Source organism: Nocardia sp. NPDC003183 (assembly GCF_053590715.1).
In genome coordinates this window covers 1-15,163 of the sequence record NZ_JBSFTG010000008.1, presented here as the reverse complement: position 1 = coordinate 15,163, position 15,163 = coordinate 1, and the positions used below count along the sequence as shown (strand labels likewise).

Sequence of the window (15,163 nt, the reverse complement as noted above, 5' to 3'; positions counted from 1 at the left end):
GGCCTCCTGCGCGTGGTCGTCCACCGCCGGCGGCCGGCGGACCGGTTCGCCCGTCCCCGATGAGTTGCCAGTGTGCTCGCTTAAGGTATCACCGCTGGTCATGACGCCGACGGTACCCGTGGATCCGTGTCCGATTGCCATCAAATTGTCAAAAATTCGGCTGACGTGCACGTTTGGCGACACCGATGACAAACGGTTGTCGGTCCCACCCAGTCAGTAGGGCAACCGAGGAGACGTGGCAAAAACACGGACGCGGCCGAGGGCCAGCAGGTGAGGTGTGCGGGGGTTCCATACCGGGTTGGTGGGACCAACGTGCGGTTTCACACCTTCACCGCGAGGTACTCGGATTCGGCCGATTACAGCCTCTCGTTGTGGCACAGGATGCTTCGGTGAACCGGCTCCACATCGCCGCCGACCTGGGAGCCGAGTGCGCTCCCACGCGGCGGCCAGGGCATCAGGGCATCCTCGGTTATCGAGGATCACGCCACTGGCGTGGCAGCCTCCAACATGAACGTAGGGTCGAACTGCGAAAGTCGACTTCCCGCGAAGTGGGCGACACCGGCTTCATCGGACACGACACTGGCAGCGCCGAAGTGAGGTGGGTGGTCCCCGGTTCGGCGACGCGGCGAGCTGGGCATTCCGGCCATCGAGAGCCTTCGTCGCCCGGCGAGAACATCAGCGGTGCTGATCTCTGGCCGTGTCGGCGGCGTGGCGGTACGAGGACGCGCGTTGCCGAAGCGCTAGTCCTCGTTGACCGTTGATCGTGCACGAGGTGCGAATCCGTCCAGGAAGGCGCGAAAAGCTGTGGCCCCCGGATGATCGGCGCCGAGCAAGCTCTCAAACTCGGGCAGTACCCGCCGAACCAAGTCATATGCTTCGGAATGCTTCTTCATCATCCCGTGGGCGACGGCGAGGCCGTTGCGGGTGTTCAGGGTGTCGGGGTGGTCGGGGCCCAGCACGCGCTGCCGATCGGCAAGGGTCTTCATATACAGGTCGATCGCCTCGCTGACCCGACCCGCCTCCCGGAAGGCGTAAGCGAGGTTGTGGCCGGTGATCAGGGACTCAGCATGGTCAGGGCCCAGCACGCGCTGCCGATCGGCAAGGGTCCTCTCAAACAGACCGATCGCCTCGCCGAACCTGCCCGCGACCCGGTAGGCGACGGCGAGGTTGTGGGCGGTGTTCAGGGTGTCGGGGTGGTCGGGGCCCAGCACGCGCTGCCGATCGGCAAGGGTCTTCTCGAACAGACCGATCGCCTCGCCGACCCGACCCGCGACCCGCAAGGCGTGAGCGAGGCCGTCGCGGGTAGTCAAGGTGTCGGGGTGGTCGGGGCCCAGCACGCGCTGCCGATCGGCAAGGGTCTTCTCGAACAGACCGATCGCCTCGCCGACCCGACCCGCCTCCCGGTAGGCGACGGCGAGGTTGTGGCCGGTGGTCAGGGTGTCGGGGTGGTCGGGGTCCAGCACGCGCTGCCGGTCGGCAAGGGTCTTCTCGAACAGACCGATCGCCTCGCCGACCCGACCCGCCTGCCGGTAGGCGACGGCGAGGTTGTGGCCGGTGATCAGGGAGTCAGCGTGGTCAGGGCCCAACACGCGCTGCCGGTCGGCAAGGGTCTTCTCGAACAGACCGATCGCCTCGCCGACCCGACCCGCGACCCGGTAGGCGGCGGCGAGGTTGTGGGCGGTGGTCAGGGACTCAGCGTGGTCGGGGTCCAGCACGCGCTGCTGGTCGGCAAGGGTCTTCTCGTACAGGTCGATTGCCTCGCCGACCCGACCCGCGACCCGGAAGGCGTAAGCGAGGTTATGGGCAGTGTTCAAAGTCTCAGGGTTATCGGGGCCCAGCACGCGCTGCTCGTCGGCAAGGGTCTTCTCGAACAGACCGATCGCCTCGCCGACCCGACCCGCGACCTGGTATGCGGTGGCGAGGTTGTGGGCGGTGATCAGGGACTCAGCGTGGTCGGGGCCCAGCACGCGCTGCTCGTCGGCAAGGGTCTTCTCGAACAGGTCGATCGCCTCGTCGACCCGACCCGCCTCCTGGTAGGCGTAAGCGAGGTTATGGGCAGTGTTCAAAGTCTCAGGGTTATCGGGGCCCAGCACGCGCTGCTCGTCGGTGAGCGTTCTCTTCAGCAAGTCGATCGCTTCCTCGACTTGACCCGCCTCCTGGTAGGCGATAGCGAGGTTATGGGCAGTGTTCAAAGTCTCAAGGTGGTCCGGGCCCAGCACGCGCAGTCGGTTGGCGAGCATTTTCTCGAGTTCGCTGATGGTTTCGGCTGGCGGGTTGGGGACGGTTCGAGGGAACAAGATGAGTCGACCGGCAGTGTTGACCGCACGTCGCTGGGGTCGGGGATGCCCGTTGCGGTGCAGGTGTTGCTCGGTGTGGGTGTAGAGATCGTCGAGGGCCATGCCGGGGGTATGAGTAGCGGCGGCGATCAGAGCGCCGGTGAAGGCCGTGTTGCGGTCTCCCGGTGGTGCGTAGGAGAGTTCATTACGGGCACTCGAGGTGATCGTGTAGGTGCCGGCGATGTCGGCTTGGCCGAGGATGGCATCGGGGCCCGCGTCGGTGAGCGCGTCGAAGGCTCGACCGGAGAAGCAGCAGTCCAGGATCAGGATCCGGGTGGCGGCGGGGCTGTCGAGAATCGATTCACGCAGGGTGCTGAACGGTAGTGCGGTGTAGCCGGTGCGGTCGGGATGGGTACCGGTCAGGGTGAGGTGCAAACGGCCGCGGCGATCGAGGAGCCCGTGTCCGGTGTAGTAGACCAGCAGGGTGTCGGCCGCCTGCTCAGCGGCTCGCTCGACCAGGTCACCAACTCGGGCGCTGCTGTCAGGGTTCAACACCGTCCAGCAATTGTCCGGACTCAAGACACCGCCGTCGCTGGTCAACAGTCGACTCAGGTCGGAGAGGTTGTGCGCGGCAGCGGCGATGGGGGGTAGGCGTTCGGAATGGTCATAGGCACCGACGCCGATCAGCACCGCGTGAGAATCCTCGCGGCGCGGCTGCCGGGTAGTCACTGTCGCGGATCGACAGGGCGAGTCAGGTCCTGGATCCGGCGTAGCACGGTGTCGGAATCAAGACGTTTGCCGGTGATCTTCACCGATTCACCGTCGGCGCGGGTGAGGGTGACGGTGAGGTCGGAGCGGCGGTGGGTCAGCCACGTCGTCAGCGACCGTGCCAAAGCGGTGACAGTGACACCGGCGACCCCGGATCCCAGAGCGATGGTGAGGATCTCGGTGACCCCACCCATGTCCCCTTCGCGGATCGAGGCGGGATCGAATCGGACGCGACCGCGCAGGGCATCATCATCACTCAACCAGTCCAACAGCTGCTCGGCAGCCTCGCTACCTCCGTCTGTGTGAATCGAGAACTGCCCGTTGGGAATCGGCATACCGATCTCCCTCCCCTACTTCGTTCGCGCGAGTGAGCCAGCAGCTTAACGGGTTTGATTCTTTTGGCAGTGGCAGGGCCGTAGCCGGAGCGAGGACCCGCCGCACCGGGACCGGCACATTCGCGCAGGATCGTGGCCGTGATGGGCGCAGCGGTTCGGAACCGGTGCAGGGGCGAGTTCGCGCAGCCCCGACGAACACACCGCCGCCGAACACAGCTATCCCGAGCTGACCCTCGACCACCATGGAATTGGGTGAGGTTCTCGCGGGCGAAACAGAACTGCTGGATCGCTACGACGATGCCGAACACACCGATCCTCTGCTGCATACGATCAACGCGCTCGCGGCCGACTGGGCACGCATCGGCCGCACCGACCCCATCCCCGAACCCGCCCATTTGGCCTCATCGTGCTTCGCCGTGCACGACGGCCAAGCTGACCCCGATACCGCGCGAGACTTCGCGCAGGGATGACCCTCGCGGCCAACGACGCCGAAAGGTCAAGCGGCGGACAGTCACATCGCCTGCGGAACCGGTGCGTGTCCGCCAACGTCGAACAGGGCATGGGCAGAGATTCGATCGACCGGCAAGCGTTACTCGACGCTGGGCTCGACCCCGACGATCCGACCGTGTGGGAGACCCAGTTCCGAGTATCGGATCTACTGGTCTGTCTTGGCGTGGCGGAATGTAGCGGCGACCGCTGCCGACGCGCGTTGAAGACATTCGAAGGCGGGTAGGTGAAAATGCACCAGGCCGGGGGGAGGCTTGCCGCGTGGTCGCCGCATGCGTGGGGATCGTGGGGCCGCGCAGTGCGTCGCAGTGTTGGGCACAAGTGAAGGGGTGGCCATCGTATGAACTGCTCCTTCTGCGGAGTGGTTCCGGCGATTGGTTTCGTGAGGCGGAGCTGAAAGGATGGGCCGTACTGTCTCGGGTGGGAGGTTGGCGTGGCTACAGGTCAGACGTTAGCGCCGGTAGTGGTGCCCACGGCGGTGACCGCATCAATGTCGACGGGTCTGGCAGTAGCGATCAACTACGCGACCGGAGGCGGTCATTCGGCATGGGTGTGGGTGGCTGTCGCGGGGTTGACCGTCGGTGTCTTCGCGGTGTCACTGTGGATTCAGGGCGGACAGTCTGCGGCTGCCGGGGAGCCGGTGGGTGTTGAGCTGAGGAGCGTGAAAGCGGGAGGGGCGCTGCGGGTTAAGAAGATCCGCGGGGGAGGCGTTAGGGCACACAAGGTGCGTTCCGGCGGTGACATGGCTTTCGAGGACATCGATGCTCGCCATAGTGATGCCCCGCAGTCATGACCCAGGAGGACCGTCGGCCAGCAGGGCCGGTCTATGACTTCGACCGTGTGAAAGTTGGTCGCGACCTGACGATCTCGCATGTCGAGAACCGTTGCGAGCTCGGTGTGGTATCAAGCGGGGCGGCGCTGTTCGGTAGGTCGTTGTATGTGTCGCAGGTGCGCGAGTTTCTTGCCCCGGTTGATGGATTGCGCGATCGGGAGCGCGAACTCAGTGATGTGGCCAAGTTCTGTCGCGGTGAGCAGCCCTACATGTGGATACGGGCAAAGCCTTGGGCGGGCAAGTCGGCGTTGCTGTCGTGGTACATGTTGTATCCGCCACCTGATGTGACGGTGATCGGGTTCTTCATCACCGATCGGCTCGCGGATCAGCGTGATCACCGGGCGTTCACCGACGCGGTGCTTGATCAACTTGCTGTATTGCTGCCGGATCAGCGCGCACTGATCGCGGGTACGTCGCTAAATCGGGACGGGTTGCGCAACGAACTTCTCACCTTGGCCGCTCAGCGTGAAGCGGCCGGAGGGCGACGGGTGGTGTTGGTCGTCGATGGTTTGGACGAGGACGCTGGCAAACCTCCGATCGTGAGCCTGCTGCCGCAGCGCCCAGATCCCAATCTGCGGGTCGTCGTCGCGAGCCGACACGGCCCCACCTTGCCTATCCCACACAAGCATCCCTTGAAAAGTATCGAGCCTTACCCGCTCGATCCTTCACCGTTCGCGGCTGGAGTTCGAGACCTGGCCACCGCTGAACTTGATGCTCTGCTTTGTGGCCCTGGTAAGCGCCGGGAGTTGCTCTCGCTGATCACCGCCGCGAACGGCCTGACCGCCTCGGAACTCACTGAGCTCACTGACATGGCACCGTATGAGATTGACGGGTCGCTTCGCGCCGTCGTCGGACGTAGCTTCCGCACCCGCATGACCGCGAACTGGTCGCGGACCGGAGGTGGGGACCCGGTGTATGTGTTGGCGCACGAAACTTTGCAGCGCACCGCTGAAGAACGACTCGGTATCCGGCAATTGGATTCGAGCTTGGGTCGGTTGTACGCGTGGGCCGACCGCTATCGCGATCTGGGCTGGCCAATTGGCACGCCCGACTTCCTACTTCGCCGCTACTTCCCCGTTCTGGATCGCCACCGCGAACTCGAGCGGATGATCGCAGTCGGTCTCGACCGCTCACGCCACGATCGGATGCGTACACGAACTGGTGGCGATGTGACCGCGCTGGGCGAGATCCGCACCGTGCAGCAACGAATCTGTGATCAACACGATCCGGACCTACTCAGCACGGCACGCCTGGCCCGCCACCGTGACTACCTCCATGACCGAAACCGCAGCATCCCCACTCGGCTTCCAGCTGTGTTGGCACGCCTTGGCCAACACGACCGCGCCGAAGCCCTCGCTTACTCCTACTCCGACCTGCAGGACCAGGTCGCCGCACTCGCCGCGATCGCGGTAGTGGTCAGGGGTTCCGATCCGGACTACAGCGCTCGACTCACCGACCGAGCTGAAATCCTGGTCGACGCAATCACCGACTCGTTTGCGCAGTCCAACGCACTCACAAATATCGCGGTAGCGGTGGCGGGTTCGGACTCTGACCGCGCCGAGACCCTCGCGTACAGAAGTCCGTTTGGACAGGCCGAGGCCCTGGCTGGGATCGCGAAGGTTGTAGCAGCCTACGATCTCGACCGCGCCGAAACCCTCGCCCACACTATCGCCGATCCGTACTACGAGATCATGGCGCTGGCCGATATCGTGTGCACTCTAGGAAGCTCCGATACTTCCCGTGCCGCTCGACTCACCGACCGCGCCGAAGGCCTCACCACCACCATTTTCCATCCTATGTCGGAGGCTAGAGCTCTTGCCAGGATCGCGGAAGTGCTAGCGAGCTCCGATCCTCTCCGGGCCGCTCGACTCACCGACCGCGCTGAGACCATCACGCGCGCCCTCGACCCTGCGACGCGCGAAATAGAACTACTCGCCAGGATCGCGGAGGTGGTGGCTGCCTACGACCCTGACCGCGCAGAAGCTCTCGCCCACACCATCACCGAGCCGTTCAAGCGCTCCCGTGCGCTCGCCCGGGTCGTGGTGGTGATGGCTGCCTACGATCTCGACCGCGCTGAAACCCTCGCCCACACCATCACCGACCCGCACAATCGGGCATCCGCGCTCGCCGGGATCGCGGAGGGGCTAGCAGGCTCCGATCCTGACTACGCAGCTCGGCTCACCGACCGCGCAGAACCCCTCTTCCAGAACGTCGCCCACCCGCGCGATCAGGCCGCCGCGCTCGCCGGGATCGCGGACGAAATGGCTTTCTGTGATCCCGGCCGTGCCGCTCGACTCGCCGACCGGGCGGAGGCCGTCGCCCGCACCACGCCCTGGGCGCTTCAAGATGCTTATCCGCGCGCCTGTATTGCGGGGATGGTGGCTGCCTACGATCCCGACCGCGCAGAAGCTCTCGCCCACACCATCGCCGACCCGTTCTTCAACTCCAATACGCTCGCCAAGATCGCGGAGGTGGTGGCTGCCTACGATCTCGACCGCGCAGAAGCTCTCGCCCACACCATCACCGACCCGTACTCGCACTCTCATGCGCTCGCCAAGATCGCGGAGGTGGTGGCTGCCTACGATCTCGACCGCGCAGAAGCTCTCGCCCACACCATCATTGACCTGGACCAGCAGGCCGAGGCCCTTGTAGGGATCGCGGAGGTTACAGCGAGCTCCGATCCCGACCGCGTCGTTCGACTTACAGACCGCATCGAGAGCCTCGCCCACACTGACCAGGACCGCCGCGCCACTATCTTGGCCAGGCTCGCCGCGGGGATAGCTTGCTCTGACCCCGACCGGGCCGAGACCCTCGCCCGTAGCCACCCCGACCCGGATACGCAGGCCGCCGGAGTTGCCAGGCTCGCCGAGAGGCTCGCTGGCTCCGATCCCGACCGCGCAGAGGCCCTCGCACATACCCTTCCCGATCAGGACCAGCAGGCGCACGCTCTCGCCATAATCGCAGCTGTGACAGCTGGCTTCGAATCGGACACTGACCATGCCGCTCGACTCACCGACTGCGCCCAATCATTCGCCCTCGCCATCAACGACCCGTACAAACGGGACCTCGCCGTTGCCAGGATCGTGGCGGAGTTGGTTTGTTCTGACCCTGACCGTGCCGAGACCATTGCACGCACCATCAGCGAGCCGTATGTGCAGGTTCGCGCCCTTACCGATACAGCGTGGGTGTCAGCCGGCTCCCACCCCGACCGCCTCGCACGACTCGCCGGCCGGGCCGAGACAATAGCTCAGTCCGTCACCAACTCGTTCGAACGAGACGATGCGTTCGACAGGATCGCGGCGGTCGTCGCCATCTCCGACCCCTACCGCGCCGAGACCGTCGCGAATCTCATGAACGACCATGAACGCCGCGCGACAGTTCTGACGAGGATCGCTGCGGTGATGCGCAAAAAAGAAGGAGCTGAACCTCACGATCGCGCCACCGCAAATGTCACGGCACTGGCCGAGCCGCGAACTGTCCCATCAGAACTGTCGAAATCCAGCCGAACAAACAAACACCTTCTGGCAGTCGCGTGGTCGATTTCGAGGTGGGAAACTCCGGCTTTTGCGCTGCCAGCAGTCGACATAGGCACCTTGAATGCACTTCTGTCTGACCTCCTTGATGACCCGCCACAGGCACCTGCTTAGCCTGCTTTCAGCGACTATCGACTCACTGCGAAGCAGGCGCCGCATCCAACCACGGCGCTGCTGCCTTTGGCCTCCGGCTGAGGGGTGGGAGGCCGTTTTTGGTCTGCGTTCCGGCTGAGCATTGATCAAAGAAATGCGAGACCGCCAACGCGGAAACTGCGAGGGCATCCACACTCACCAAGTGACCGCATCCGCTCGATGGCCCCGTGATCAAGCCGTCCACGAACAGGTTGCGCGGGCCAAGATCGCTGCGGGCGTGGCTGACCCGCGCGAGCTGACATCACTTACGCCAGAACCGGAAGCACTCAGCGAGCCCACGCAGGGCATCGGCGCGATACCGTCCAGGCACACCACGCACCGTGAGAGCGATCGCTACGGTCCGGCCGATGGTTGCGATAGCCAGCGACAGGGCCGCAATCAGCACAACGGTGATCATCATGGGCGACCGCGCTTTACGCGGACAGGGCTCGGGTTCATCACGCCTTCCTCGGTCTTCGAATCAAGTCGAGTGAAGCGTGCGGCAATGCACCGACGTGTGCCAACCCGCACTGTGCACACACCTGTGGATAACTAGCTGACGGAGGTTATCCACATTGTGAATTGCTGTGGATAGCTTGCGGAATTCAGATGATGCTCTACTGCAAAGACACTGGTCAGAACCATTTACAGGAATCACACTCTTGGGATTAAAGTCGTCCCGGCGTGTCGCAGAGTCCACCATCTCGGGTGTGTCGCGGTCTGACGACGGCCCACGCAGATGCTTCAGACGTGCTAGGGCATCGCCCGCTGTGGATCGCGGCGCGTCGGGCGTGGCGGATCCCGGCGCAGGGGCGACACCTGTCGCGCCCTGTACCGGGTCGGGGCCCCGCCTAGCCCGAGCGGCGGCGCGTGACCTCGGTCAGCGCGGGGCCGAGCTTGTCACCGATCAACGCTGTCACGTCGGCGTGTGGCTGGTGGCGTCGCACATACGATTTCCGCAGCACCCGGGAGGTGTTGCCGAGCTGATCGGCGACCTTGGTCACGTCGAGCCCGGCCGAGATACCCTCGGTACCAAGATGTTTGCGCAAGCTATGAGGTGAGACCCCATCGGGCAGTCCGAGCGCGGCGGCTAGCCGTCGCCACCGGCGGCCCATGCTCTTGAGGTTGCGTGGCCCGCCGTCGTCGAGGTCGAAGAACAACAAGTCCCGGGGCCAGTCCGCGTCGTCGGGGCGTGGCGGCAACGCCAACCGAACCTCCTTCAACCGCGTGATCCGGGCAGCCAATACATCGAGAACTATCTGCGGCAGCTGGACGGACTTGCTGATGAACTTGTCCTGATTCAGGTCTTCGGCGTCGTGAGCGGTGTAGTCGGTCCACACCTGGGCTGAGCCGTCACGGGTGCGGACCGCGCCACGCGGGGTCAGGATTCCGGTGTCGAAATCGATATCGGACTCACACACCCCCAACGTCTGGCCGAGCCGCCACCCCGTCGCCGCGACGAACAGCGCCCAGTCGGCGAGGTCGTGGGTGTCGCAGAACTGGGCGACTGTGGGCACTCGCTTTTTGAACGCCCGTTTGTCTTCGTTGGGGTCGAGTGTGGGGCACGGTGCGGTGGAGGTGTACACGCCGATCAGGAGCCGTTCCACAGTGGCGGAATCCATGAACGCGGCACCGCCACGGCGGCGGGAGAAGTTGGACGGTTTCTGCAACAACGCCTCCCGGACGGGGTTTCCCGGTGGCAGTGCCCCGACGCGGATGCCGAACCGGAACATCCCCGACAGGATGTTCTCTTTCAGAATGCGTGGTGCGCTGCCGCCGCGTTCGCGGCCGACGTGGTCGAGCATGTCTTCGATGACGGCGGTGTTGATCGTGGTGATCTCGCGTTGGCCGTACTTGGGGATCACGGTGTCTCGCATCATCGGCTCGTAGTTTTTGATCGTCTCCTCGAGCCGTCCACGTTTGCGGAGGTCGTCTTTGTAGGCAGCCCAGAGTTGCGACAGTGACGAGCGTTTGTTCAGCGCGCCCGCCAGGGTGACCGAGGAGTCGATCCATTCCTGGGCTGCGTCGAGGAACGCGCGGCGGGCGCGTTCACCGGTGCGGTCCGGTTTCATGCGCCCCCGGCTGTCGGTGTCCGGCGGTGACGAGCGGGTGATACGGCGGTAGTTGCCGTTCCAATCGCGGGGCCGCCCCGCTGCCGTCCATACCCCGGCCTGGGTCGGGTGTGGTTTCAGGTTCGGTTCGGGGACGCTGCCCGGGTCCAGTTCCGGGCGGCCTCGTTTAGGCTGTTCCATGCCTCTATTCCTCTGATGGGTTGTGGGGTGTCGGCCTCCGTCGCCCGCTGCGTCCAACAGTGGGATAAATCGGCGGAGGCCGACTGAGTTCATTCGGGGTCGTTGGTCAGGCGGCGGCGGTGCCGCCGCGTCGGGTGAGTTGTTCTTGCTCGGTGATCCATTCCTCGATGTCGGTGCGGCGGTAGAAAACCCGGCGTCCCAACGTGAAAGAAGCGGGGCCGTAGCCGATGTGACGCCAGTAGCGCAAGGTCCCGATGGTGAAGTTGTATTCGCCGTATTCGCCGTGTGCGTCGGCCAGTTCGACGGTGGTGAGCACGTCGTTACGCCGGGCGCGCGGAGGGGATTCGGGCATCGGGTTTCCTGGCGAGGGGGCGGGTGTTGGCGTTGTCGAGAAGTCAAGTCCTTGTGGCAGGTTGGTCATTTCGTCTCCTTCGTGCGTCGATGCCGACGCGCCTGAATGCGGGTCCATGAACGCTCCATAGACCGGCGGTCGTCAACCTGGGTGTAGGCCGACTCGTGTCGGGCCGCAGCGCCGATGTTTGTCGGTGGGGGGTGGTTGGTGGTGGCTGTGCCGCCGTGCCGTTGCACAGGCGGCCGTTCCGGGCAGGTGCGACGCCGCCCCGGCCGGAACCGGGCCGGAGTGGTCCTTGGGATCGGCGGTTCCCCGCGATCGGGATCGGCTCAGTGTGGGGGCGGGTGGCAGAGCGTCACGGTCGCTCGTCGAGAAACACCTCCTGCCGGTGACTGGGATCGGCACCGGCGATGTCGGCGGTAGCGGACGTCGCGGTGCTGGATCGGCTGAGTGGAGGTAGCGGGGCCAAGGCTTCGATCTCGATGTCGCTGTCAGACTCTTCGGCGGTGGCGGCGAGCTCGGCGGGGTCGGTGGTGATGATCGAGTTCTCCGCGGGCGAGGCGAGGGAACCGAACACCGCGCGATCGCCACCGACCGCGAGAAGACCCGAACCCCGTGCGGCCGAGAGCAGGAACTGCTGCTCACCCTCGGAGAGGTGGAACGCGGTAGCGACCTCGTCAATGGCTTGTGGTGCTTGGCGGAGCAGGATCTGGGTCGCGGCGTTGGACACGATCGCGCGCCCCAGCTCGGTCGAGCACACGTCGGCGCAGTCCTGGGTGGCCACGGTGAGCCCGGCCCAGTGTTTGCGGAAACTCTTGGCCGCCTTGAACAAGAACCGTGCTCCAGCGGACTGGCTCAGCAGCAGCCACCCTTCGTCCACGGTGATCATCCGGGGCCGCCGTTGGCCCGGGTGCGACACCCGCCGCCACGTCATGTCCAGCACCAGCAAGGTGCCGATCGTTTTCAGCTCCTCCGGGAGGTCCCGGAGCGAGAACACGATCAGCCCACCCTCAGGCTCGGTGGTGGTCGGCCCATCCAGCAGCCCGCCATAGGCTCCGCCGTCGACGAACGGATGCAGCCCAGCGGCCAACTCTGCGGCCGCAGGCGCGCCCACCCTGCCCAGTTGCTCACGCAGTCCACCCAGGGTGGGCGCGGGCAGCGTCCAGGTGGCCGGGTCGTCGGTGATCCCGACAGCGGCGTAGGCCCCCGTCAACGCCGAGTCCAACGCGGTTCTCTGCGCAGCGGTCTGGTCACCGAGCAGAACCTGCATCAACGTGTGCAGAAACAACTTGCGCCGAGTGAGCGCGTCAGGCGGGGCACTGCGACTCCCCTCGCGGCGGATGTGGATTTCCAGGTCGAACGGATTGAGCCGCACCCCCGGCGCTCCGAGACGAATGTTGGTGCCACCGACAGTCTCGGCGAGGCGCCGGTACTCGTCTTCGGGATCGATCACGATCTGTTCGATCCCGCGATAGAGCGAGCGCAGGATCTCGGTTTTAACCAGGTAGGACTTCCCCGCACCACTGCGCCCGAGGATGACCAGGTTGTGGTTGTGGGCTTCGGGAGCGAATCGGTCCACGAACAGCAATCCGGCGGCGGCGTCGCGGCCGTAGAGCACCCCGTGCGGGCGAGCGGCCTGCGCGGGGTCGGTGGCGGGTAGTTGTGGGGAATCGAAGGGAAATGCCGCGGCGAGGGCGGTGGTGTCGAAGGTCCGCTGGACTCGGATCAGGTCCAGGCCCAAGGGCAGGGTGGTGGCCCAGGCTTGAGCGGCGCGGTAAGACAGGGTGCAGGTGTCCACGAGCAGACTCGCCGCCAGCGCCCGCACGGCGGCGACCTCATCGGCCAACTCTGCTTCGGATTCGGCGTGCACGCTCAGATATACCGCGACCCGAAACAATCGCGCCTCCGCGCGCGCGACCCGGGCGGAGAGGTCGGCGGCGTCTTCGACCGCGACATCGATCTGCGGGTCGGACAACCGGCCTCGGCCGACGTCGTGCATTCGGGAGGACTCGAGCCGGGCTTGTTGGCGGCGTAGGCGGGTGGCGGCGGTGACCGGGTCGACGGGGTCGATGTGGATGGCGACCTCGACTCTGCCGGGGTGGGAGAGCAGTGGTGCTAGCCAGCCGGCCGTCACTTCCCTCGGGTATCCGGTGACCGCGAGGGTCTGTGTCCAGTCCGAGCCGATCTCGAGATGGCGGGTGCCGATGGTCAGCGATTCCGGCGCGAACCCGGCCTCGCCGGTGAACGGGTCCGGTACTGCGGAGTCCGGGTCGGTGGTGATGATCGCCGAGGGTGTGGCGATGTTCGCGGCGGCCGAGACGAGACCCTCGGGGTTGGTGCAACTGGTCAACACCGCCATGGCTTGGGTGTCGTCGAGGGCGGTGACCGAGACACCCAACGGACCCAGAACATCGGCGGCCTCGTTCATCCGGCGCAACAGCCGCGACTCGGCACCCCGGCGCGCGGCTGCCGACAACGCGGCCCGCGCCTGGCCATGACCGGGCAGCCGGGCCCGAGTCCTGGTGGCGGACAGGCCCTCGGCCGGTTCTCGCCAGACCAACAGGACTTGGCGGTGGGTCGGGTTCTCGGCTGTAGCCAGGTCGGTGAGGTGGTCGGCGTGATCGAGCGCGGCGGCGGCCAGCTCCGGCGACATTTGTTGGGCAGCGTTGTGCAGGCCGGTGATGTGTTCAGTCAGGTCCAGTCGGGCTGAGCGGACGAGGATCTGGACGGGTTGGCGCAGGGTGTGGAGCCATCCGGCGAGTTGGCCGACGAGGCTGTCTTGTTCGGCGGGTGTGCGCAGGGACAGGTTGAGGGTTCCCGCGACCGCGACGACCGCGAGTCCGTCGGTGCCGAGGTCGATCACCCCGACACCGCCACTTCCGCTGCCGGACACAGATTCCGGTAACCGCACCGACTGCGCGGTCAATGCCGCCGGAGCTGGCTGTCGTGGCCGGGATCGGTTGGCGCGCTCTGTGATCCACCTCGGGGCTTCGCGCCCGGCAGCGGCGTGCCCGCGTGATGACACGAGATGGCGGGGTCGGAGGCGGTGGCGGATCGCGGCCATGAGCAGCAGGTCGGCTGAGAGGCCGTCGCGGCGCGTCAGGACCGTGATAGTGACCACGACCGCGATCGGGGTCGCGGCGGCGACGAAGATCAGCGGCGCGATCACCGTCTTGCTCGCGATCCATGCCGAGTAGAGCAGCACAGCGGTGGTGGCGAGGATGGCGACTTGGCGGATGGTGAAGGGGCCGATGATGCGGTCGCTGCGTTCGACGTCGGCGGGTATGCGGACGATGGTGCTCATCGCGGTGTTCCTCCTCGGGGAGCGCGCGGCGCGCGGCGGCGCACGGGCAGATCAGGCATCGGCAGGTGCAGTTGCCGCCCGGCCGAGCGCACCGGCGCGGGCTCTGGTGGTGAGGGTGAGATGGTCGGTGGCGGTGCGGGTTTTACCCGGGTGATCGGGAAGGGCAACGGGTACTGGCCGCTGCGGTTCGGGCGGATGCGGGCATAGGGGTCGGCCGGTGGCGGTGGTGGGAAATCGAAGGCGAGCTGTCCGGGCGGACGCCGAGGCGGCGTGGGTTCTGGGGGTGGGGCTGCTCGCGGTGGCGAGGGTCGTACTCGGCGCACCGGGATCGGTAACGGGTATTGGCCGCGATGCCCGGGGCGGATTCCCCGATAGGGGTCGGGTGGGGTGAAATCGAAGCTGAGTTGCCGCCCACGAGGGGCGCGCGCGGAGCGGGCCGGAACGGCGCTGGCGGCTGCCGGGGTTGGGTTGGGTTGTCGTCGGGCTCGGCGCACTCCTTCCAAGGGCAGCATCAGTTGCCCGTCACGGGTGGCGCGCACCCGCGCGTACGGGTCGGGTGGTCGGGCCGGGCTAGCGGTCGGCCGACGCTGGGCTGGAGTAGCCGCGGCGGCTCGCCCGCCTCCGGACGAGGCGCCTGTGAGGAGACCGAGAGTTTTGTAGGTGAGGTAGGCGCGAGCGATCGAGCCGACGAAGCTTCGGCCTTGACCGATCTTCATGACCGACAACAGCCAGAACGGGGTCTTGATCAACACCGCCATCAACGCCAGTCCCACGATCAGGCTCACGATCCCGTTCGCGTTGGGCCCGAAGACCTCCCACCCACCCGGGCTGAGGAACACCCGCAACGCGGTCACCAACGTCAGTGACTGCAC

The 15,163-nt window shown here is 65.9% G+C and carries 7 protein-coding genes and 1 pseudogene; 2 read left to right on the top strand and 6 right to left on the bottom strand.

From position 1 onward, the window contains the following. Positions 1-740: 740 nt before the first annotated feature. Both ACWDXS_RS22545 and ACWDXS_RS22540 read right to left on the bottom strand, forming a co-directional pair. Complete coding sequence (locus ACWDXS_RS22545; protein WP_449968365.1) at positions 741-3,005, bottom strand: caspase, EACC1-associated type; 2,265 nt, start codon at positions 3,003-3,005, stop codon at positions 741-743. Beyond that, entirely contained in the window at positions 3,002-3,379 is a 378-nt protein-coding gene (locus tag ACWDXS_RS22540; protein ID WP_449968361.1) for an effector-associated constant component EACC1, read from the bottom strand. The genes ACWDXS_RS22545 and ACWDXS_RS22540 overlap by 4 nt, the downstream gene beginning before the upstream one ends. 242 nt (positions 3,380-3,621) lie before the next feature. On the opposite strand from ACWDXS_RS22540, the gene ACWDXS_RS22535 reads away from it, so the two are divergent. Both ACWDXS_RS22535 and ACWDXS_RS22530 read left to right on the top strand, forming a co-directional pair. Further along, positions 3,622-3,849, top strand: a complete 228-nt coding sequence (locus ACWDXS_RS22535; RefSeq protein WP_449968358.1) for a hypothetical protein — start codon at positions 3,622-3,624, stop codon at positions 3,847-3,849. 826 nt (positions 3,850-4,675) lie between these two features. After that, a complete protein-coding gene (locus ACWDXS_RS22530; protein WP_449968354.1) occupies positions 4,676-8,365 on the top strand; it encodes a hypothetical protein in 3,690 nt (1,229 codons plus the stop codon). An 869-nt stretch (positions 8,366-9,234) separates the two neighbouring features. Here the strand turns inward: ACWDXS_RS22530 and ACWDXS_RS22525 are convergent. From ACWDXS_RS22525 to ACWDXS_RS22510, 4 genes and pseudogenes are all read right to left on the bottom strand, one after another. Continuing rightward, positions 9,235-10,635: a hypothetical protein gene (locus ACWDXS_RS22525; RefSeq protein ID WP_449968351.1), complete on the bottom strand. Its 1,401-nt coding sequence runs from the start codon at positions 10,633-10,635 to the stop codon at positions 9,235-9,237. Between the two features lie 106 nt (positions 10,636-10,741). After that, positions 10,742-10,987, bottom strand: a complete 246-nt coding sequence (locus ACWDXS_RS22520) for a helix-turn-helix transcriptional regulator (protein WP_449968348.1) — start codon at positions 10,985-10,987, stop codon at positions 10,742-10,744. A 355-nt stretch (positions 10,988-11,342) separates the two neighbouring features. Continuing rightward, complete coding sequence (locus ACWDXS_RS22515) at positions 11,343-14,291, bottom strand: TraG/VirB4 family ATPase (protein WP_449968345.1); 2,949 nt, start codon at positions 14,289-14,291, stop codon at positions 11,343-11,345. Further along, a pseudogene (locus ACWDXS_RS22510) lies at positions 14,288-15,163 on the bottom strand (hypothetical protein); the annotation flags it as partial. The gene ACWDXS_RS22515 and the pseudogene ACWDXS_RS22510, both read right to left, overlap by 4 nt.